A 20,801-nucleotide genomic window follows, 5' to 3' on the forward strand; every position below is an offset into this window, starting at 1 on the left:
CAACTTCGCCTAAGAAGTCTTTAAGAGCACGGTTTGACAGTCTTGTCGCCATGACCGGAAGCCATCCCGCCACGAGTGCCGCCGCAGGCGCCACAGCCGCCGCCCGCATCCTCGTCGTCGACGACGAGCCGGAGGTGCGCGCCGCCGTCGAGGACGGCCTCACGGTCGAGGGGTACGAGGTGCGGGGCGCCGCCGACGGACTGACCGCGCTGTCCGAGGTGGCGGCCTGGCAGCCGGACGCCATCGTCCTGGACGTGATGATGCCGGTGCTCGACGGCCTCGGCCTGTGCCGACGGCTGCGCGCCCTGGGCGACCGCACTCCGGTACTCGTCCTGACCGCCCTCAGCTCGGTCAGCGAACGCGTCGACGGCCTCGACGCGGGCGCCGACGACTATCTGGTCAAGCCCTTCGCCCTCGACGAGCTGACGGCCCGGCTCCGGGCCCTGCTCCGCCGGCTCGCGCCGGAGCCGGCCGACGACGGCGGCGAGCTGTCCTTCGCGGACCTGGTGGTGGACCCGGCGACCCGCACAGGGCGCAGGGGCGGGCGCACGATGGAGTTCAGCCGCACCGAGTTCGCGCTGCTCGAACTGCTCCTGCTCAACCCGCGCCAGGTCCTGCCGCGCGAGCGCATACTGCAACTGGTGTGGGGCCATGACTTCGGCCCGGACTCCAACTCCCTCGCGGTGTACGTCGGTTATCTGCGGCGCAAGCTGGAGTCCGGCGGCGAGCCGCGCCTGGTGCACACGGTCCGCGGCGTCGGCTACCGCCTGGACACGGCATGAGCGGCCTGCACCGGCTCGGCGCCCGGTGGCGGCGCCGCAGGCCGCTGGGCACCCGGCTCGCCCTGGCCACCACGGCGGCGGTGGCGCTGGTGGCCATCGGCATCTGCGCGGCGGCGTTCTTCGTGATCCGCTTCAAGCTGTACCAGCAACTCGACCAGAATCTCGCCCAGTCGGCGACCCTGGTCGCCCAGCAGCATCGCGAGGAAGGCCCCGGCGTGCTCACCGGCGAGTGCCGCTTCCTGGGCGCCCCCGCCTGCACGCAGGTCGTCCCCGCCGACAAGACGGACGATCCGAAGCGGCCCTATCTGCTGCCCGTCACCGACTCGACCCGGGCGGTCGCCGCCGGCCGGCTCGCCCCGTACTACACGAGTTTCACGCTCGACGGGCATCCGGCGCGGATGTATACGACGACGTTCGGCAAGGGCGAGGCCGTGCAGGTCGCGTCGCGCGCCGACATCGCCGACCGCGGGGTGCACCAGGCCGCGCTGCTCCTTTCCGCGGTGGGCGCCGCGGGCATTCTGGTGGCCGCGGGCCTCGGCTACTGGGTGTCCCGCAGCGGCCTCGCCCCCGTCACCCGGCTGACCGCCACCGCCGAGCGGATCGCCGCGACCCGCGACCCGCGCCACCGCATCGAGCTCCCGCCGGGCCCGGCGGGCCGCGAGGACGAAGTGACCCGTCTGGCCGCCACGTTCAACACGATGCTGGGCGCTCTTGAGCAGTCCGTCACCGCACAGCGCCGCCTGGTCGCCGACGCCTCGCACGAGCTGCGCACCCCGCTCACCGCCCTGCGCACCAACGCGGAGCTGCTCTCCCGCGCCGGCCGGCTCACCGACGCCCAGCGCGACCGGGCGTCCGCCGCTCTCACCCGGCAGCTGCGCGAAGTCACGGGCCTGGTCAACGACTTGATCGAGCTGGCCCGTGACGAGGAGCCGCAGCCGCTCGTGGAGCAGGTGGGCCTGGCGGGGCTCGTCCGGCACGCGACGGACACGGCGGGCTCGCACTGGCCGAGCACGCCGTTCACCCTGGCCGTCGACGAGGCGGGGGAGCACCGGACGCTGCCCGGCGTCCCCGCCCGCCTCTCCCGCCTCCTGACCAATCTCATGGACAACGCCGCGAAGTTCAGCCCGCCCGGTGCACCCGTCGAAGTCACCCTGACCACCAGGGAGTTGACGGTCCGCGACCACGGCCCCGGGATCGCCCCCGAGGACCTGCCCCATGTCTTCGACCGGTTCTACCGCGCCGAGTCCGCCCGCGCCCTGCCGGGTTCCGGCCTCGGTCTGGCGATGGCCCGGCAGATCGCGCGCGCCCACGGGGCCGATCTGACGGCGGAGGCGGCACCCGGCGGCGGGGCCCTGTTCCGCCTGACGCTCCCGCACCGGCCCTGACCGGTCCTGACTGGCCCTGACTGGCCCTGACTGGCCCTGACTGGCCCTGACCGGTCCTAACCGGCCCAGGCGCAACTGCCGACCGTGGCCCGGGCCGCCCCGACCAGCCGCTCGGCCTCGCGCGCGGGCAGCAGCGCGCTGTCCCCCTTGCGGCAGACCACGGTCCGGTCCCCGTATCCGGCGAGGTCGGCGAGGATCTGATCCCAGTGCCGGTACTGCACGTCGTGCCCGGTGTCGGCGTAGCGCCGTACGACCGCACGTCCCGGCAGCGCGTCCTGCCAGGTCGCCAGGGTCGACGGCGGCACGGTCGTGTCCTTCTCGCCCGCGTACAGATAGACCGGGGCCTTCAGGCGCCCGAGGCCGGGGCCCGGCCGCTCGCAGTACAGCCGCTGCTCGTGCACCTGCGGTGCCACATCCGCCTGCTGTCCGCGCTGGTTGAAGGTCCGCGCGCCTTCTTCGTACGCCGTGTCCGCGAAGCCCGGGATCGACTTCACGGGGCTGTCGTCGGGGAACGCCCACCACTTGCGCGGGTCCTTGACGGAGTCCTTCAGAGCGGCGGCGAGCGCGTCGTCCGACAGGCCGCAGTACGCGGGCTTCGCCCCGAACGGGGGCAGTGCGGCGGCGAGATGGAGGGCCCGGATGCGCTCGGGGGCGCGGGCGGCGAGCTCGGCGGCGTAGGGCCCGCCGCCGGAGATGGCGATGACCGAGGCCTTCCGCACGCCAAGGCGGTCGAGGACTTCGAGGGCGTCCTTCGCGAAGTCGGCCTTGCCCAGGGACTTGTCGAAGGCGGTGTCGCCGAAGCCGTTGCGCTCGACGGATATCAGGCGCAGGCCCATGGAGTCGCGGGTGGACTTGAAGAAGTCGGTCATGTGCGCGGCGCGGGCGCTGGTCCCGGTGCCGCCGATGAAGAGCACCGGCCGCCCGTCATGCGGCCCCGCGTCGGTGAAGTGCGCCGTGCGCCCCGACGACAGCTTCGCCGCCCGCACATCGGGCCCGAGCGAGTCGAAGCCGTCCTGCACCTCGGGCAGCTTCGGCGCACTCGCGCTCACGACGCCCGAGCCCCCGACAAGGAACGCGCCGAGCACGGCGAGGGCGGTGGCAGCGACGGTCGTACGACGGCGGGGCGGTCTCAAGGGGTCCTCCAGTGGCAGGGGTTCGGGCACCGCCGCCGCGCCTACCCGAACCCCCGCGACTGACACCTGTCACTCCCGACGCTCCAGGCCCCGAAACCCGGTCACGCCAACCCTCGGCACCAGGCCCTTGGCACCCGGCCCTGGCACCGGACCCTTGGCACCCGACCTCCGGCACCCGGGCTCCTGGCACCAGACCCTCCGGCACCCGACCCCTGGCACCGGACCCTCGGCACCCGACCTCCGGCACCGGACCCTCGGCACCCGACCTCCGGCACCCGGGCTCCTCGCACCCGGCCCTTGGCACCCGGGCTCCTGGCACCAGACCCTCGGCACCCGACCTCCGGCACCCGACCCCTGGCACCGGACCCTCGGCACCCGACCTCCGGCACCCGGGCTCCTCGCACCCGGCCCTCGGCACCCGGGCTCCGGCACCCGACCCCTGGCGCCCGGCGCCCGGGACCGGTCAGAACCCGGCCGGCTCCGTGTACACCCCCCACTCGTCCCGCAGCACTCCGCAGATCTCCCCGAGCGTCGCCTCGGCGCGCACCGCGTCCAGCATCGGCTCGATCATGTTGGAGCCGTCGCGGGCGGAGGCGAGCATCGCGTCGAGCGCGGCCCGCACCCGAGCCTCGTCCCGCGAGGCCTTGCGCGCCCCGAGCACCTGCACCTGATCGCGCTCCACCTCGTGGCTGACCCGCAGGATCTCCAGGTCACCGGTGACGGACGAGGTGTTGACGTTGACGCCCACGACCTTCTTGTCGCCCTTCTCCAGGGCCTGCTGGTAGCGGAAGGCGGACTCGGCGATCTCGCCGGTGAACCAGCCGTCCTCGATCCCGCGCAGGAGCCCCGAGGTGATCGGCCCGACGGGGTGCCGGCCGTCGGGGTGCGCGCGCAGACCGCGCTCCTTGATCTGGTCGAAGATCTTCTCCGCGTCGGCCTCGATCCGGTCCGTGAGCTGCTCGATGTACCAGGAACCGCCGAGCGGGTCGGCCACGTTGGCGACCCCGGTCTCCGCCATCAGGACCTGCTGCGTACGCAGGGCGATCTCCGCGGCCTGCTCGCTCGGCAGGGCGAGGGTCTCGTCCAGGGCGTTGGTGTGCAGGGAGTTGGTGCCGCCGAGTACCGCGGCGAGTGCCTCCACGGCCGTCCGCACCACGTTGTTGTACGGCTGCTGCGCGGTCAGCGAGACGCCCGCGGTCTGTGTGTGGAAGCGCAGCCACTGCGCCTTCTCGGACCGCGCGCCGTACACATCCCGCATCCAGCGGGCCCAGATCCGCCGCGCGGCACGGAACTTGGCGATCTCCTCGAAGAAGTCGAGGTGCGCGTCGAAGAAGAAGGACAGACCGGGCGCGAACACATCCACGTCGAGACCGCGGGAGAGCCCCAGCTCCACATAGCCGAAGCCGTCCGCCAGGGTGTACGCCAGCTCCTGCGCGGCCGTCGCCCCGGCCTCACGGATGTGATAGCCGGAGACCGACAGCGGCTTGTACGCGGGGATGTCGCGCGCGCAGTGCTCCATCAGGTCGCCGATGAGCCGCAGATGGGGCTCGGGCTCGAAGAGCCACTCCTTCTGCGCGATGTACTCCTTGAAGATGTCCGTCTGCAGCGTGCCGTTGAGCACCGCCGGGTCCACGCCCTGGCGCTCGGCGGCGACGAGGTACATACAGAAGACCGGAACGGCCGGCCCCGAGATCGTCATGGATGTCGTGACGTCGCCCAGCGGGATGTCCTTGAACAGGACCTCCATGTCGGCCGCGGAGTCGATGGCCACACCGCAGTGCCCGACCTCGCCGAGTGCCCTCGGATCGTCCGAGTCCCGGCCCATGAGGGTCGGCATGTCGAAGGCGACGCTGAGGCCGCCGCCGCCGTTGGCCAGGATCATCTTGTAGCGCTCGTTGGTCTGCTCGGCGTTGCCGAACCCGGCGAACTGGCGGATGGTCCAGGTGCGGCCCCGGTATCCGGTGGCGTGCAGGCCACGCGTGAAGGGATATTCGCCGGGCCATCCGATCCGCTCGAAGCCCTCATAGGCATCCCCGGGGCGCGGTCCGTAGACCGGCTCGACCGGATCGCCCGAGAGCGTGGTGAAGTCGGCGTCGCGCTTGCGCGCGGCGTCATGACGGGCCTGCCAGCGACGGCGGCCTTCTTCGATGGCGTCAGCGTCCATGCTTCAAATTTACTAGGACGTCCTAGTAAATGTCGATGGCCAACCGCCGCGCACAGCTCGCGCGGCGGTGGAGAGCGGTGTGGCTCCGGGGTGACGCCGGTGCGACTACGCCTTGGCGGTGGCCGTCGAGTCGTCCCTGACCAGCGGTTCCAGCTCACGGGTCAGCTTGCGCTCGACGAAGAACGCGGCGGTCGGAATGGTGCCGGCGATCAGCACCCAGAGCTGCTTGCCGACCGGCATCTTGGCCTTGGAGCCGAGATCGAAGGCGAAAACGAGGTACAGCACGTACAGCCAGCCGTGCGCGATGCCGACGATCCGCGTGAAGTCCGCGGCACCGTCCATGCTGAGGAGGTACTTGGCGATGACGCCCAGGGTCAGCAGAACCAGCAGAACGCCGGTGACGTAAGCCATCACGCGATAGCGGGTCAGCACGCTTCGTTTCATGCCCCCGAGCGTAACCGCCCGGTTTCGGCGATCTTGCAGCGCCCTGGCACCCCGCCCGAAACCCGCCCGGGACCCGTCCGGGGCCCGCCCCCGGGCCTCGCCTAGGCCTCGTCGAAGTCGTGCGCGGCGACCCGCAGCGGCCGCAGCATCGCGAAGATCTCCCCGCACTCCTCCGCGTCGTACGCCCCCAGGCCGAAGTCCATCGCCATCAGGTCGCGGGTGGCCGCGTCCACCACCTCGCGGCCCTTGTCGGTGATGGTGGCGAGCGTGCCGCGGCCGTCGTTGGGGTTGGGCCGCTTGTCCACCAGGCCCGACTTCACCAGGCGGTCCACGGTGTTCGTCACCGACGTGGGGTGCACCATCAGACGCTCGCCGATCTTCGACATCGGCAGCTCGCCGGCCTTGGAGAAGGTCAGGAGCACCAGCGCCTCGTAGCGCGCGAAGGTCAGTCCGTAGGGCTTGACCACCGAGTCGACCTCGGCGAGCAGGATCTGCTGGGCGCGCATGATCGAGGTGATCGCGGCCATGGACGGCACGGACCCCCAACGCTGCTTCCAGAGTTCATCGGCTCGGGCAATGGGGTCGAACGGGAGGCTGAGGGGCTTCGGCACGTCTTCGACCTTACCGGGCGGTCACATGGCGGTCAGCCCCGTCTCGAAGTTCGGGCGAACATCCGGCCGAAGGGCCCGGAGGCCGGGCCCGGTGTCGCACCCGACCGACCACTGTCCGTTATGTCACGATTGCCCGGTCCCGTACTGCGCCGTAGTCCAAGGGGGCAGCATGCCCGCCCACACCGCCCGCCACCGGGTCGTCCGCCGCACGGCGGCCGCGCTCGCCGCGCTCGCGCTCGCCGCCGGCTGCTCCTCGGGATCCGACTCGTCGGAGACCAAGGACGCCGCTCTCGTCCGCGGCCCGTCGAAGCCGCCCGTCGCGAAGTCCGCCTTCTGGGTCGACCCGAACAGTCCCGCCGCGCAGCAGGTCAAGCAGTGGCAGCAGGACGGCCGCGCCTCGGACGCCGAGGTGCTCAAGCGGATCGCCGAACAGCCCATGGCGGCATGGCCGGCGGGCGACGACCCGGGCCCGATGATCAAGGCGGCCACGCGGGGCGCCGCCAAGGACGACCGCACCGCGGTCCTGGTCGCGTACAACATCCCGCACCGCGACTGCGGCCAGCACTCCGCGGGCGGTGCGCACAGCGTGGAGTTCTACCGGCAGTGGATCGGTGCCTTCGCGGACAACATCGAGGACAAGAAGGCCCTGGTCGTCCTGGAGCCGGACGCCATCCCGCACCTGGTGGACGGCTGCACCCCGGCCGAGTACCACGACGAGCGCTATCAGCTGATCTCCGAGGCCATCGACCGCCTCAAGAAGCAGCCGAACGTCAAGGTCTATCTGGACGCCGGGCACGCCGCCTGGATCCAGGACCGCGGCCGGCTCGCCCAGTCCCTGTGGAAGGCCGGCATCTCGCGCGCCGACGGCTTCGCCCTGAACGTCTCCAACTTCCAGACCGACGCGGCCACCAAGGCGTACGGCCGTGATCTGTCGAAGATCCTGAACGGCAAGCACTTCGTGATGGACACCGGGCGCAACGGCAACGGGCCCATGCCGGGCGGCGGCGGTGAGGCCTGGTGCAATCCGCCGGGGCGCGCGCTCGGCGACCGGCCCACCACCAAGACCGGGGACCCGCTGGTCGACGCCTATCTGTGGATCAAGCGCCCCGGTGAGTCCGACGGCGAGTGCCGCGGCGGCCCGTCGGCCGGCAAGTGGTGGCCGGACTACGCCCTGGACCTCGCCCGCAACTCAAAGGCGTAGCACGGCACTTCGCCCCGCGCCGCCGCACCGCTTGCCTACCTCACCTGGACCCACTTCGCCTCGGACGGGATGCCTTCGGTGTCCGTGACGAACAGCATGTACCAGCCGGGCGGCACCAGCGCCCGGTCGCGCGGTACGTCGACGGTGACGGTGCCCTTGTTCTCGTCCTTGGTCATCTTCAGGTCCACGGAGCGCTGTTCGACGTCCGTGGTGTGCGTGACGGCGCTGGGGCGCATCAGGCGGGCCGTGGCGATCCGGTCGGCGTGCTCCGCCTTGAAGGTGGCGCGGCCGTCGGCGGGGACGTCCTCGGGGCCGTCGCCGATGACCGGGCGGCTGTCCTTGTTCCTGTAGAGGTAGGGAGGGGTGTAGACCTCCATGCGCTGCTCGAACTTGCCGAGCTTGGTGTTGTCCTTGTCGCCGTAGAGCGAGTCGGAGCCGAAGGTGGCCACGCGGCCGTCGGGCAGCAGCAGCGCCTCCGAGTGGTAGTTGCGGCCCACGCGGGGGTCGGCGGCCGCGCGGAAGACATTCTCCTCGGGGTCGTAGAACTGCGCCTTGAGGATGTTGGAGGCGCCGCGGCCGCGGTAGTCGTAGGAGCCGCCGCTGGTGAAGACCGAGTCGTCCGGCATGATCACGCTGTTCAAGTAGCGGGTGCCCTGCGGGAGTCGGGGCCCGGTCTTGAAGGCGGGGCTGTCTTCCTTGAGGTCGATGACGGCGGTCCGCCCGGTGGCCTTGTCGGACTCGCCGACTCCGCCGCCGCCGAGGATCATCACGCGCTGGTCCTGTGCGGGCGGCAGCAGCAGGGAGCTGGAGGTCTCGGTCTGGTCGAGGTCCTCGAGGCCGGGGACCTTGGTGAAGGTGTTGGTCTTCAGGTCCCACATACCCGGCTCGCGGCCTTTCTCGGCCGGTCCGTACCCGGCGTTGGAGGCGGGGTAGAAAAGCTTGCCGCCCTTGGTGAGGAAGAGCGCGGGGTACGTCGGGAAGTAGCGGAAGGGGCCCTTGGACCACTTCTTCGTCCTGGGGTCGTAGATCTCGTTGTCGCCGGGGTCGACGACGCCGACCTCGTCGAGCCCTGAGACGGCGAGGACCTTGCCGTCCTGGAGGGTGACGAGGGTCGGATACCAGCGGGCCTTGGCCATCGGGTCGACGGGGATGTACTTCTCGGCCGTGGGGTCGAACTCGTAGGCCGCGCGGATGCCCTGGAAGTCCTGCTTCTCCATGTCGATCTTCTCGGCGATGCCGTAGACGTTCTCGGCGTCCTTGCCGGCCAGGCCGTCGATCGCGTACTGCGCGCTCTTCTCCGTGACCGCCTGCGGGCCGTCTTCGGCGGCCTGGACGAAGACCCGCTCCTCGGCGGCCTTCACCGTGGTCTTCCAGGGCTGCATCGCGCCGCTCTTCGTGTACGTGATCTTCTGCTTGCGCTCGGCCTTCGGGACGGTGACGTCGAACTGGCTGATGTACCAACTGCCGCCGGGTGAACGGAAGCGGGTGCCCTTCTTCAGGGTCATCGCCTTGTCGGGGCTCTCGTTCTTGATCCGCATCAGGCCGCCGGCCCGGGTGACGGCGCCGTCGAGCACTTCGTAGCGGGCGGTGCCGCCGGCCACCAGGAGGCGCCCGTCGGGGAGTTGGGAGTGCCCGGCGCAGAAGAAGTCCTCGGGCGTCTCGACCGTCTTGAAGGTGTTCGCCTTCGGGTCCCACAGGACGGTGTCGAAGGAGCCCTCGTCGAACTTCTTCTGGTTGTTGCCGGAGCCCGCGATGATCAGCACTTTCCCGGTGTGCAGGAGCGCGGCGTGGATGGCGTTGGTGCGGTAGCCGTCGGGGATGTCCACGGTGTTCCACGAGCCGTACTGCGCCTTGTAGCCGGGCTGGGCGATCTTGTAGGCGTGGTACTTCTCCTCGGCGAAGGAGAGCGCGGCGGGGGCGTTGAGGGCGGCGAGCAGCACCACCGCGCCGCCGCCGAGCACGGTCTTCTTCATCCGCTTCGTCGGCCGGTACGGCATGGCTCAGTTTCCTCCGCTGCTGGTGCTGGAAACCGTGGTGGTGCTGGGGACTGTGGTGGAGCTCGACACCGTGGAGGCGGTCGGCGCGGGGGCGGCGGCGAGCGCGGACCCGATGTCGTCCTGCTGCCGCTCGGCCTCACGCCGCCTGGCACGGCGCTCCCGTATCTCGCCGAAGGCCCAGATGGCCGCCGGGGCAAGGGCGATGACAAGGGCGAGCACGGTCCAGGTGCGCATCGCCACATGGCTGTGGCCGAGGGCGAACGAGGCGGCGAGCGACACGGCGAGCAGCGCCGCCCAGGTGAGATGGATCCGGAAGGTGAGCAGCCGGTCGGGGCTGGCGCCCGCGCCCTTGGGGGTGACGACGAAGCGGCTTGGCCTGCGCACGATCGCCTCGCCGAGCGACTTGGCGTAGACGGGGGCGGAGAGCGCGGACATCGCCATGCCGGCGAGGCCGCCGGAGCCCTCGGGTTCGTGCGGGGAGACGTTGTGCCTGCGGTTCCACAGATACAGGCCGACCTGCAGGGCGGCGGCGTCGCTGTAGAGCATCAGCCAGATGGAGGCGGCGACCTGGGTGCCGGAGGCGCCGAACCACAGGAACAGGAAGCAGCTGAGGATGCCGAGCATCCAGTTGACGGCCGTCATGGGGTAGTAGACGAGCATCAGGGAGTAGTTGAAGAACCGGCCGGGGGGCATGCGGAAAACGGCCTTCGCGTACTGCTTGAAGAGGGTCTCGTAGGTGCCCCGCGACCAACGCAGCTGCTGGGTGAAGAAGTCGGTCCAGGAGGCGGGTCCCTCGCCGACGGCGAGCACGTCCGGGGTGTACACGGACCGCCAGTGGCTGCCGGTCCTCGGGTTCTTGCGGCGGTGCAGCTCGAAGCCGGTGGCCATGTCCTCGGTGATGGAGTCGTACAGGCCGCCGACCTGCTTGACCGCGGCGATGCGTACGGCGTTGTTGGTGCCGACGAACATGGGGGCGTGGTAGCGGTTGCCCGCCCGCTGGATCAGCGCGTGGAAGAGGAACTGCTGGGACTCGGCGGCCTTGGTGACGGCGGTGTCGTAGTTGCCGTAGACCTGGGGTCCGACGACGAAGGCGACATCGGGGTCGCGGAAGTAGCCGAGCATCCGCTCGAGGAAGTTGGCCTGGGGTATGTGGTCGGTGTCGACGGAGGCGAAGAACTCGTAGTCGTCACCGTGCATCGCGAGCCAGGCGTTGTAGTTGCCGTGCTTGGTCTTGGCCTTGTGGACGCCCTTGTCGCGGTTCCATTCGGGCACTCCCTTGCGGGTGAAGTGCCGGACCCCGAGTTCGGCGCAGAGTGCCTTGGCGGCGGGGTCGTCGCCCTCGTCGAGCAGCCAGATGTCGAGGGGGCCTTCGTGGCGTATCGCGACCGCGCCTTCGAGGGTGGCCCTGACCATGGAGAGGGGTTCCTTGCCGGGCACATAGGTGGTGACGAAGGCGACCTTGGTGCCGGGCTCGGGCTGCACGGGTATGGGGTCGCGGGCGACCATCGTGGCGTGCGCGATGGATATGACGTTGATAAGCATGAACAGCTCGATCAGGCCGATCGCGACGAGCATCGTGCCGTCGAGCCAGACGAGCCAGCGGTCGCCGCCCTCGCGCCGGGTCCAGTGCGTGGGCCAGACCAGATAGATCATGAGCAGCGCGGTGAGCACCGGCGCCATGGTCATCAGGAGTACGGCGCGTATTCGGTGCGGCTCACGCGAGAGGAGCTTCTGGTACTGCACCCGGTAGGCGCCTGGACCAGGCTCGGTGAGCGGTCCGGCGAGCCGGCTGTGGGTGTCGTAGTCGTAGCCCTCCGGCCGCACAGGGACCTCCAGCTGATCGAACGAGCCGATACCCCAACAAAAGTGGAGAAACTCGGGCGTGTCGAACGGGGAGCGTCCGAGCGAGCGGTTTTTGTTTGAACAGGTTTGGCGGACCGCCGGCGACGTGTGGCTCCCGGCACCTGTGCGCGCCCCGGAAACACCGGAGCGCCGGGCCCGCTGAACTGCTCAGCCGGCCCGGCGCCCGTCACACGTCACGCATCAAAGAACTACGACAGGTGCCGCTCCACCGTCTCCACCTTGGAGGTGAGGCCGTCCGTCACTCCGGGGCGGATGTCCGCCTTGAGGACCACGGAGACCCGCGGGGCCCGCGCCTCGACCACGGCCACCGCGCGCTTGACGACGTCCATGACCTCGTCCCACTCCCCCTCGATGGAGGTGAACATCGCGTCCGTACGGTTCGGGAGCCCGGACTCGCGGACGACCCGCACCGCGTCGGCGACGTAGTCCCCCACGTCCTCGCCGACGCCGAGCGGGGTCACCGAGAAGGCGACGATCATGCCTCGACCACGCCTTCGCGGCGGGCGCGGGAGGCGATCACGGCGGCCTCGCCCTCACGCTTCAGCATCTTCTCGGCGAAGAACCCGCCGGTCGGCAGGACCGAGAGGACGAAGTAGAGGGCACCGCGCTTGACGTCCCACTTCGTACGGTTCCAGGCGTCGAGCCAGAAGATCACGTACAGGATGAACAGGACGCCGTGGAGCGCGCCCATCACCGGCACCGCGTTGAAGTCCGTGGTGCGCTTGAGCACCGAGCAGACGAGCAGCAGCAGGAAGGACACGGCTTCCGGGGCGGAGACCAGACGGAGGCGGCGGAGGGCGGAGGCGGTCTTGAGGTCCACGCGGGGCACCTTCGGTGTCGGCCCTGTCAGGGCTGGGAGGGCAGGGCTATGAGGACGGTCTGGAGCTGGAGCCGGGAACCGGATCCGGGTCCCTTCAGGGTACGGATCGTTCTTTGGGCCCTGTCGGCGGGAGCCCCCTCACGGCTACCGTCACGGCGTGGCAACGTTCCGACTCCAAGGCAGCAAGGTGCTCGCCGTCGACATGACCGGCGACGCCGTGAAAGCGAAGAACGGCTCGATGGTCGCCTACGACGGCCGGATGGCGTTCAAGAAGATGTCCGGCGGCGGCGAGGGCATACGCGGCATGGTGACCCGGCGCCTCACCGGCGAGCAGATGACGGTGATGGAGGTCCAGGGGCACGGCACCTGCTTCTTCGCCGACCGCGCGAGCGAGATCAATCTGGTCGGCCTGCAGAACGACAAGCTGTACGTCGAGTCCAGCAACCTCCTGTGCACCGACTCCGCTCTGCGCACCGGCACCAGCTTCACCGGCCTGCGCGGCGCCTCGCAGGGAGGCGGCCTGTTCACGACGACCGTCGAGGGCACGGGACAGGCGGCGATCATGTCCGACGGCCCGGCGGTCGTCCTGCGCGTGAGCCCGCAGTACCCGCTGAGCGTCGACCCGGGCGCGTATATCGCGCACCAGGGCAACGTGAGCCAGAGCTTCCAGTCGGGTGTGAACTTCCGCACCTTCATCGGCGAGGGCTCGGGCGAGGCCTTCCAGATCCGCTTCGAGGGCGACGGTCTCGTCTACGTCCAGCCCAGCGAGCGCAACACCATCGGCGGGGAGGTCTGAGATGCCGTTCCGTGAGATCAGCTCAAGGATGGTCGAGGCCACCGTCGCCCCGGGCCAGACGATGTTCAGCCAGCGCGGCGCGATGCTCGCGTACAAGGGAGAGGTGTCCTTCACGCCCAATCTGCAGGGCGGCCAGGGCGGCGTGATGTCCATGCTGGGGCGCAGGGCCGCGGGCGAGGCGGCGCCGCTGATGACCGTGGAGGGCAGCGGCACCGTGATGTTCGGGCACGGCGGCCACCACATCCAGGTGATCAACCTCGCCGGTGACACCCTCTACGTGGAGGCGGACCGGCTGCTCGCCTTCGACGGGACGCTGCAGCAGGGCACGATGTTCATGGGCTCGCAGGGCGGGGTCATGGGCATGGTGCGCGGTCAGGTCAGCGGTCAGGGCCTGTTCACCACGACCCTCAAGGGGCACGGCGCGGTCGCCGTGATGGCCCACGGCGGGGTGATCGAGATCCCCATCACCCCGCAGCGGCCGGTGCATGTCGACCCGCAGGCCTATGTCGCCCACCACGGCGACGTACGCAACAAACTGTCCACGGCGCTCGGCTGGCGCGACATGGTGGGACGCGGCTCGGGCGAGGCGTTCCAGCTGGAGCTGTCCGGCAGCGGCGCGGTGTACGTCCAGGCCTCGGAGGAGAAGCTGTGAGCACGCCCATGACCGGCACCGTCTTCGACCCGATGACGCTGCCGAGCGACGACAACGTCAACCCGTACACCTTCTGCGTGGAGCTCAAGGGCAGCCAGTGGTTCCTGCAGAAGGGGAAGATGATCGCCTACTACGGGTCGATCGACTTCCACGGCGTCGGGCACGGCCGGCTCGACCGTCTGGTGCGTACGTCGTTCCATTCGCCGCTGCACGCGAGCGACTGGGTGGTGGGCGAGGGCAGCGGCAAGATGCTGCTCGCCGACCGGGCCTTCGACGTGAACTCCTACGATCTCGAAGACGGCAACCTGACCATTCGCTCCGGCAACCTGCTCGCTTTTCAGCCAACTCTCGCGCTGAAGCAGTCCATCGTGCCGGGCTTTCTCACCCTCATCGGCACCGGCAAATTCGTGGCCGCGAGCAACGGCCCCGTGGTGTTCGTGGAGCCCCCGATCCGGGTCGATCCGCAGGCGCTCGTCGGCTGGGCGGACTGCCCCTCGCCGTGTCACCACTACGACCACGGGTACATGCGGGGCGTGATGGGCGGTGTCAGGGCACTGACGGGCATCGGCGGCGTCTCGGGCGAGGAGCACCAATTCGAGTTCGTGGGGGCGGGCACCGTGCTGCTGCAGTCCACCGAGGTGCTGATGCCGGAGCAGGCGACGGGCGAGGTGCCGCACCAGGCGGGGGTGCCGGGTGGCGGGGGCGCACCGGGCGGCCAGGGCGCACCGAGGCTTCCCGGCCAGCTCGGAGACCTGCAGCGGCGCTTCGGGCTGTGAGCGGTAGTCTGCGGAGTGTGACGGCTAGAACACCGGCGCGAAGCTCGGTGCGGGGGCGGCGGGCGAACGCATGCGAGCCGTCACACCTCCCAACACTCGTTCACCTTTCAACTTCTTAGGTAGAATCGATACATGGAGACCGAGACGGCCACGCAATGGCTGACCGACGCCGAACAGTGCGCATGGCGTACCCATCTGGAGGTCAACAGACTGCTGACGTACCAGCTGGAGAAGGACCTGCAGCCCTTCGGCCTGACCATGAACGACTACGAGATCCTGGTCAACCTCTCCGAGTCCTCGGACCTGCGGATGCGGATGAGCGACCTCGCGACGTCGACCCTGCAGTCCAAGAGCCGCCTCTCGCACCAGATCACGCGGATGGAGAACGCCGGCCTGGTGCGCCGCGAGAACTGCGAGTCCGACCGCCGCGGTCTGTACGCCGTGCTCACCGACCACGGCCTGGAGACCATGCGCAAGGTGGCCCCGCACCATGTGGCCTCGGTGCGCAAGCACTTCATCGACATGATGGATCCCGAGGTACTGCAGGAGCTGCGCACGACCCTGTCACCGGTCGCCGAGCATCTGCGCGCGCAGCGCGGCAAGCCATGACCCGCCGCGCCCGCTAGCCGCGGGGCAGACGGACCTCGAAGAGCGCCCCGCCGACCGCTGAGACGCCGACACTCAGACGGCCGCCGTGCCGCTCCACCACATCCCGGGCGATGGCGAGCCCGAGCCCGGCGCCTCCGTCGTCGCGGCTTCGAGCATCGTCGAGCCGTACGAACCGCTCGAAGATCCGCGCGCGCTCCTGCTCGGGCACGCCGTCACCGTCGTCGGCGACCTGAAGCACCGCCCAGGCTCCGTCCGCCCGCGCGGTGACCTCGATCCGCGTACCCGCGTGCCGCTGCGCGTTGTCCAGGAGATTGCCGAGCACCCGCCCCAACTGCGAGCGCGAACCGCTCAGTTCGACACCCTCGTCGGCGCTCACGTCGACGGGCAGCCGGTCTCCGGTCCGCTGCGAGACCTCCTCGCGCACGAACGCCCCGAGATCCAGGCGCGCGTGCCCCGGCCGCTCCCCCGCGTCCAGGCGGGCGAGCAGCAACAGGTCGGCGGCGAGCTGCTGCAGCCGTACGGTGTCCTCGACGGCGCCGTCGACATCGAGCAACTCCGGGTGGGCGGCGCCCACTTCGAGCTGGGTACGCAGGGACGCGATGGGGCTGCGCAGCTCGTGCGAGGCGTCGGCGACGAAGCGCCGCTGCCGCTCGACGCTCGCTTCGAGCGCGGCCAGGGTCTCGTTGGTGGTGCTCGCGAGCCGGGCCACCTCGTCGTGCGTGGCCGGCTCGGGCACCCGCCGGGACAGATCCTCGGACGCGGTGATCGCGGCCATCTCCCTGCGGATGTCCTCGACCGGCAGCAGAGCGCGCCGGGTGACCAGCCAGGTCACTCCGGCGACCACGACGAGCAGCAGGGGCAGGCCGATCAGCATGACCGTCCCCGCCGTGCGTACGGCGCTGTTCTGCGCCTCCAGGGGGGCACCCGCGTAGACCAGGACGGTCTCGTCCCGGGGGTCGGTGACCTCCAGCTCCGCGAAGCGGTACTCGGCGCTCTCGCCGTCCACGGTGGCCTGTCCTGTGCTGTGCCAGGTGATCTCGCCGATCTCGCCGACCTCGGGATCGTCGTCGTCGGACTCGTTGTCACGCTCCTCGCCGGGGCCCTTGACCGGTGTCACCCCGGGCACGCCGGTGCCGCTGATCTTCTCCAGGTCCTCGCTGACCGCGAACACCCGGCCGTCCCGGTCGACGACCTGGACCGGGTGGTCCTCGCCGTCGGGCAGATCGAGGTCCTTGTACGGGGTGCCGGTCGCGATCTGCGTGGCGACCTGGCGCCCGGCGTTGTCCGCCTGCGAGTCGGCCTGGCCGGTCAGGTTGGAGCGCAGCGAGAGCAGCACGGCGACACCGGCGGCGACCAGGGCCACCGCCACGACCACCGTGGCGCCGAGCGTGGCCTTCGAGCGGACCGAGCCGAGCATGCGCTTCACCGCGTCGCCTCCAGGCGGTACCCGGCGCCGCGCACGGTCTTGATCAGGCCCGCGCCGAGCTTGCGGCGCAGGGCGCTGATGTAGACCTCCACGATGTTCGGGTCGCCCTCGTAGGCGAAGTCCCAGGCGTGCTCCAGGATGTCCGCCTTGGAGACCACTTCGCCGGCGCGCACGGCCAACTGCTCAAGGACGGTGAACTCCTTGGCGGTGAGCGTCACTTCGGACCCGTCCAGGTGCACACGCCGGGCCGCGGTGTCCATCCGCAGACCGCCCAGGGTCAGTACGGGCGAGGCGCCCGCGGAGCCACGGCGGCGGAGCAGTGCCTTCACCCGGGCCACCAGGACGACGTACGAGAACGGCTTGGTCAGGTAGTCGTCTGCGCCGGTGTCCAGGCCCTCCGCCTCGTCGTACTCGCCGTCCTTGGCGGTGAGCATCAGGATCGGCACCTCGTTGCCCGCGGCCCGCAGGGCCGAGCAGACCCGGTAGCCGTTCATGCCGGGCAGCATGATGTCCAGCACGATCAGGTCGTACGCCGACTCGCTCGCGCGGTGCAGGCCCTCCCGGCCGTCGTGGACGACGTCCACGGCGTAGCCCTCGGCCGTCAGGCCCTTGGCCAGGGACAGGGCGAGCCGCTTCTCGTCCTCCACGATCAACAAACGCATGCGCCAAGAATCGCAAACCGACCCTGAACCGAAGCTGAAGCGGTCTTCAGGTGCCTTCAGGGTGGCTTCAGGTTCCCTCCGCCAGATTGGTTCCCGTCGCCACCGGACGACAGCGAACACCACAGGACCACCGGGGAGGACCCTCATGAAGCGCAACATCGTCATCGCCACCGTCGCCGCCGCCGCCCTGATCGGCGGAGGCACCGCGGCCGCCTTCGCGACCGGCGACGACGAGGCGCCCGCAGCGGCCAAGTCGCAGGACGGCCGGAGCGTCACGAACATCGGTCAGAACGACGACCGCGACGACTCCCGTGACGACCACGGTGACCGCGACGACCGCGACGACCGCGACGACTCCCGTGACGACCGTGACGACGCCGCCGCGGTCCGCGACGCGAAGGTGACCGCCGCCCAGGCCATCGACGCCGCCCTGAAGGCTCAGCCCGGCACGGCCGTCTCCGCCGACCTCGACCTGTACGACGGCGACGACGACCGCGGCGACGACCGCGGCTGGGAAGTCGACATCCTCGGCCAGGGCACCACCTCGTACACCGTCCACGTGGACCCGTCGAGCGGCAAGGTCCTCGGCAAGGAGACCGAGGATGACGGTGACGACGCCGACGACATCCGCGAGCAGCGCGCGGCGCTGAAGGGCGCCCAGGTCGACGCCGAGCAGGCGGCCGAGGCCGCGTCCGTGAAGGGCTTCGTCACGTCGGTCGACCTCGACGACGACGAGGACGCCAAGGACCGCGGCTGGGACGTCGAGACCGCCGACGGCAAGAACAAGGGCCACGACCGCGACTGGAACGTGGACCTGAAGACGGCGAAGGTCACGCAGGACCAGGACGACGACCGCTACGACGGCTGACCGCAGCGTCCTCAAGCGCCGGACGGGCTGATTCATCGGCCCGTCCGGCGCTTGCTGTTTCAGCCCGTCCGGCGCTTGCTGTTTCAGCCCGTCCGGCGTTTGAGGACGAGCCCGCAGGGCGATCGGGGGGCAAGGTGAGGGATCAGGCCTCCGTCAGCCCGGCAACCAGCTCGTCCGCCGCCGCGTACGGATCCAGCTCACCCGCGGTGATGCGCTCGGCCAGCACATCGAGCCGACGGTCACCCCGCAGATCCGCGATCCGCTCCCGCAGGGCCGTCACCGCGATCGTCTCCACCTCACGCGCCGCGCGGGCCCGCCGCCGCTCCACGAGCACACCCCGCTCCTCCGACCACGCGCGGTGCTTCTCCAGGGCCTCGACCACCTCGTCGATGCCCTCTCCGCGCGCCGCGACCGTCTTCACGATGGGCGGGCGCCAGTCGCCGGGGCCACGGGACTCGCCGAGCCCCAGCATGTGGTTGAGCTCGCGAGCCGTCGCGTCCGCACCGTCGCGGTCGGCCTTGTTGACGACGTACACATCGCCGATCTCGAGGATGCCGGCCTTCGCGGCCTGGATGCCGTCGCCCATCCCGGGTGCGAGCAGCACCACGGACGTGTCGGCCTGCGAGGCGATCTCCACCTCGGACTGGCCGACGCCCACGGTCTCCACGAGGATCACGTCGCAGCCCGCGGCGTCCAGCACACGGATCGCCTGCGGCGCGGCCCACGCGAGGCCGCCGAGATGGCCGCGGGTGGCCATGGAGCGGATGTACACCCCGGGGTCGGAGGCGTGCTCCGACATCCGCACCCGGTCACCGAGCAGCGCTCCGCCGGAGAACGGCGACGAGGGGTCGACCGCGAGCACGCCGACCCGCTTCCCGGCCCGCCGGTAGGCGGAGACGAGAGCGGATGTCGACGTGGACTTCCCGACGCCGGGCGAGCCGGTCAGGCCCACCACATACGCGTGTCCTGCCAGCGGCGCGAGCGCGGCCATCACCTCGCGCAGCTGCGGGGACGCCCCCTCGACCAGGGAGATCAGCCGGGCCACGGCCCGCGGCCTGCCCTCTCGTGCCTGAGCCACCAGGGTGGGGACGTCCTGCATCTACAGCTCCAGTCCAGTCGTACGCATACGAGAAGAAGCGGACCCCGGGGTGAACGGGCCTCAGGCCTTCGGTACCCGGACGATCAGCGCGTCGCCCTGACCGCCGCCGCCGCACAGCGCGGCCGCACCGTTCCCGCCGCCGCGCCGCTTCAGCTCAAGGGCGAGGTGCAGGACGATACGGGCGCCCGACATGCCGATGGGGTGGCCGAGGGCAATCGCACCGCCGTTGACGTTCACCTTTTCCGGGGTAACGCCGAGGTCCTTCATTGACTGTACGGAGACGGCGGCGAAGGCCTCGTTGATTTCGATCAGATCGAGGTCGCCGACACTCAGGCCGTCCTTCTTCAGGGCGTGCTGAATGGCGTTGGACGGCTGCGACTGCAGGGAGTTGTCCGGGCCCGCCACGTTGCCGTGTGCCCCGATCTCCGCGATCCAGTCGAGGCCGAGCTCCTCGGCCTTGGCCTTGCTCATGACGACGACCGCGGCGGCGCCGTCGGAGATCTGCGAGGCGGTGCCGGCGGTGATGGTGCCGTCCTTGGTGAAGGCGGGGCGCAGCTTGCCGAGGGTGTCCACGGTGGTCTCGCCGCGGATGCCCTCGTCCTGTGCGAACAGGACCGGGTCGCCCTTGCGCTGCGGGATCTCGACCGGGGTGATCTCGGCCTCGAACAGGCCGTTCTTCTGCGCGGCGGCGGCCCGCTGGTGGCTGGCCGCGGCGATCTCGTCCTGCTCGGGACGGGCGATCCCCAGACGGGTGTTGTGCCTCTCGGTGGACTCGCCCATGGCGACGCCGTCGAAGGAGTCGGTCAGGCCGTCGTGGGCCATCGAGTCGAGCATCTCGATCGCGCCGTACTTGTAGCCCTCACGGGACTTGGGGAGCAGGTGCGGGGCGTTGGTCATGGACTCCTGGCCGCCGGCGACGATCACGTCGAACTCACCGGCGCGGATCAGCTGGTCGGCGAGCGCGATGGCGTCGAGACCGGAGAGACAGACCTTGTTGACCGTGAGCGCGGGGACGTTCATGGGGATGCCCGCCTTGACGGCGGCCTGACGTGCCGGGATCTGCCCTGCCCCGGCCTGCAGCACCTGCCCCATGATCACGTACTGCACCTGGTCGCCGCCGATCCCGGCGCGGTCGAGCGCGGCCTTGATCGCGAAGCCACCGAGGTCGGCTCCCGAGAAGGACTTGAGAGAACCAAGGAGTCGTCCCATGGGCGTGCGGGCCCCTGCGACGATCACCGAAGTCGTGCTGTTCGTTCCAGACATGAGGCACGGCCCCTTGGATGAGGAGTGAACGAGGGTTTACCTCAATGTACTGAGCAGTACGGTTCCGGTCACCGGGCTGTGGGTGTGATCGCGCGCACGTTGCGTAATCACTGTGCGAGGCGCTGCACTGGACGGATGCTGACGCGCATCGACCACATCGGGATCGCCTGCCACGACCTGGAGAAGACCGTCGAGTTCTATACCTCGACGTACGGCTTCGAGGTCTTCCACACCGAGGTCAACGAGGAGC

General features: G+C 70.2%; 21 protein-coding genes. 9 read left to right on the plus strand and 12 right to left on the minus strand.

What is annotated here, in order from left to right:
• The first annotated feature begins 50 nt into the window (after window positions 1–50).
• Window positions 51–782, plus strand: coding sequence for a response regulator transcription factor (locus tag ACFQVC_RS38595; RefSeq protein ID WP_381840005.1), 732 nt, complete (start codon window positions 51–53; stop codon window positions 780–782).
• Window positions 779–2,167, plus strand: coding sequence for a sensor histidine kinase (locus ACFQVC_RS38600; protein WP_381840008.1), 1,389 nt, complete (start codon window positions 779–781; stop codon window positions 2,165–2,167). Before ACFQVC_RS38595 ends, ACFQVC_RS38600 begins: the two co-directional genes overlap by 4 nt.
• A 56-nt stretch (window positions 2,168–2,223) precedes the next feature.
• Here the strand turns inward: ACFQVC_RS38600 and ACFQVC_RS38605 are convergent, their stop codons facing one another.
• The 4 genes from ACFQVC_RS38605 to ACFQVC_RS38620 form a co-directional block, all read right to left on the minus strand.
• Window positions 2,224–3,300, minus strand: coding sequence for an alpha/beta fold hydrolase (locus tag ACFQVC_RS38605; protein WP_381840010.1), 1,077 nt, complete (start codon window positions 3,298–3,300; stop codon window positions 2,224–2,226).
• Window positions 3,301–3,763: 463 nt separating this feature from the next.
• Window positions 3,764–5,464, minus strand: a complete 1,701-nt coding sequence (locus tag ACFQVC_RS38610; RefSeq protein ID WP_381840013.1) for an acyl-CoA mutase large subunit family protein — start codon at window positions 5,462–5,464, stop codon at window positions 3,764–3,766.
• A 105-nt stretch (window positions 5,465–5,569) separates the two neighbouring features.
• Complete coding sequence (locus ACFQVC_RS38615; RefSeq protein ID WP_381840015.1) at window positions 5,570–5,908, minus strand: DUF3817 domain-containing protein; 339 nt, start codon at window positions 5,906–5,908, stop codon at window positions 5,570–5,572.
• Window positions 5,909–6,009: 101 nt separating this feature from the next.
• The gene (locus ACFQVC_RS38620) at window positions 6,010–6,519 is read right to left on the minus strand and encodes a MarR family winged helix-turn-helix transcriptional regulator (RefSeq protein WP_381840018.1); all 510 of its coding nucleotides are present in this window, start codon (window positions 6,517–6,519) and stop codon (window positions 6,010–6,012) included.
• A gap of 169 nt (window positions 6,520–6,688) precedes the next feature.
• Between ACFQVC_RS38620 and ACFQVC_RS38625 the strand changes: the two genes are divergently transcribed.
• The gene (locus tag ACFQVC_RS38625; RefSeq protein ID WP_381840021.1) at window positions 6,689–7,720 is read left to right on the plus strand and encodes a glycoside hydrolase family 6 protein; all 1,032 of its coding nucleotides are present in this window, start codon (window positions 6,689–6,691) and stop codon (window positions 7,718–7,720) included.
• Window positions 7,721–7,755: 35 nt separating this feature from the next.
• Here ACFQVC_RS38625 and glxA read toward each other — a convergent pair whose 3' ends face one another.
• From glxA to ACFQVC_RS38645, 4 genes are all read right to left on the minus strand, one after another.
• A complete protein-coding gene (glxA, locus tag ACFQVC_RS38630) occupies window positions 7,756–9,717 on the minus strand; it encodes a radical copper oxidase GlxA (protein WP_381840024.1) in 1,962 nt (653 codons plus the stop codon).
• 3 nt (window positions 9,718–9,720) lie between these two features.
• On the minus strand, window positions 9,721–11,541 hold the full coding sequence (locus ACFQVC_RS38635; protein WP_381840026.1) for a glycosyltransferase family 2 protein: 1,821 nt from the start codon (window positions 11,539–11,541) through the stop codon (window positions 9,721–9,723).
• Window positions 11,542–11,768: 227 nt separating this feature from the next.
• Window positions 11,769–12,059, minus strand: coding sequence for an MTH1187 family thiamine-binding protein (locus tag ACFQVC_RS38640; protein WP_381840029.1), 291 nt, complete (start codon window positions 12,057–12,059; stop codon window positions 11,769–11,771).
• Window positions 12,056–12,400 (minus strand): DUF3817 domain-containing protein, encoded by a 345-nt coding sequence (locus ACFQVC_RS38645; RefSeq protein ID WP_381840032.1) that lies wholly within the window; start codon window positions 12,398–12,400, stop codon window positions 12,056–12,058. Before ACFQVC_RS38645 ends, ACFQVC_RS38640 begins: the two co-directional genes overlap by 4 nt.
• A gap of 157 nt (window positions 12,401–12,557) precedes the next feature.
• Between ACFQVC_RS38645 and ACFQVC_RS38650 the strand changes: the two genes are divergently transcribed.
• The 4 genes from ACFQVC_RS38650 to ACFQVC_RS38665 all read left to right on the plus strand — a co-directional run bounded on the left by ACFQVC_RS38650 (window position 12,558) and on the right by ACFQVC_RS38665 (window position 15,233).
• Entirely contained in the window at window positions 12,558–13,196 is a 639-nt protein-coding gene (locus tag ACFQVC_RS38650) for an AIM24 family protein (RefSeq protein WP_381840035.1), read from the plus strand.
• A 1-nt stretch (window position 13,197) separates the two neighbouring features.
• The gene (locus tag ACFQVC_RS38655) at window positions 13,198–13,848 is read left to right on the plus strand and encodes an AIM24 family protein (RefSeq protein ID WP_381840038.1); all 651 of its coding nucleotides are present in this window, start codon (window positions 13,198–13,200) and stop codon (window positions 13,846–13,848) included.
• A gap of 8 nt (window positions 13,849–13,856) precedes the next feature.
• Window positions 13,857–14,624: an AIM24 family protein gene (locus ACFQVC_RS38660; protein ID WP_381840073.1), complete on the plus strand. Its 768-nt coding sequence runs from the start codon at window positions 13,857–13,859 to the stop codon at window positions 14,622–14,624.
• 132 nt (window positions 14,625–14,756) lie between these two features.
• Window positions 14,757–15,233 carry a MarR family winged helix-turn-helix transcriptional regulator gene (locus tag ACFQVC_RS38665; RefSeq protein ID WP_381840041.1) on the plus strand — a complete coding sequence of 159 codons (477 nt, stop codon included), beginning with the start codon at window positions 14,757–14,759 and terminating at the stop codon, window positions 15,231–15,233.
• A gap of 13 nt (window positions 15,234–15,246) precedes the next feature.
• On the opposite strand, the gene ACFQVC_RS38670 is transcribed toward ACFQVC_RS38665, so the two are convergent.
• Together ACFQVC_RS38670 and ACFQVC_RS38675 are read right to left on the minus strand one after the other, a co-directional pair.
• Window positions 15,247–16,659 carry a sensor histidine kinase gene (locus ACFQVC_RS38670; protein WP_381840044.1) on the minus strand — a complete coding sequence of 471 codons (1,413 nt, stop codon included), beginning with the start codon at window positions 16,657–16,659 and terminating at the stop codon, window positions 15,247–15,249.
• On the minus strand, window positions 16,656–17,321 hold the full coding sequence (locus ACFQVC_RS38675; RefSeq protein WP_381840047.1) for a response regulator transcription factor: 666 nt from the start codon (window positions 17,319–17,321) through the stop codon (window positions 16,656–16,658). Before ACFQVC_RS38675 ends, ACFQVC_RS38670 begins: the two co-directional genes overlap by 4 nt.
• A gap of 145 nt (window positions 17,322–17,466) precedes the next feature.
• On the opposite strand from ACFQVC_RS38675, the gene ACFQVC_RS38680 reads away from it, so the two are divergent.
• On the plus strand, window positions 17,467–18,189 hold the full coding sequence (locus ACFQVC_RS38680; protein WP_381840049.1) for a PepSY domain-containing protein: 723 nt from the start codon (window positions 17,467–17,469) through the stop codon (window positions 18,187–18,189).
• Window positions 18,190–18,331: 142 nt separating this feature from the next.
• Here ACFQVC_RS38680 and meaB read toward each other — a convergent pair whose 3' ends face one another.
• Together meaB and ACFQVC_RS38690 are read right to left on the minus strand one after the other, a co-directional pair.
• Window positions 18,332–19,288, minus strand: coding sequence for a methylmalonyl Co-A mutase-associated GTPase MeaB (gene meaB, locus ACFQVC_RS38685; RefSeq protein ID WP_381840052.1), 957 nt, complete (start codon window positions 19,286–19,288; stop codon window positions 18,332–18,334).
• A gap of 60 nt (window positions 19,289–19,348) precedes the next feature.
• Window positions 19,349–20,551 (minus strand): acetyl-CoA C-acetyltransferase, encoded by a 1,203-nt coding sequence (locus ACFQVC_RS38690; protein WP_381840055.1) that lies wholly within the window; start codon window positions 20,549–20,551, stop codon window positions 19,349–19,351.
• A gap of 135 nt (window positions 20,552–20,686) precedes the next feature.
• On the opposite strand from ACFQVC_RS38690, the gene ACFQVC_RS38695 reads away from it, so the two are divergent.
• Window positions 20,687–20,801: VOC family protein (locus ACFQVC_RS38695; protein ID WP_381840078.1), on the plus strand; the 115-nt coding region annotated here is incomplete at its 3' end.

The organism is Streptomyces monticola, from assembly GCF_042665355.1.
GTDB lineage: Bacteria > Actinomycetota > Actinomycetes > Streptomycetales > Streptomycetaceae > Streptomyces > Streptomyces monticola.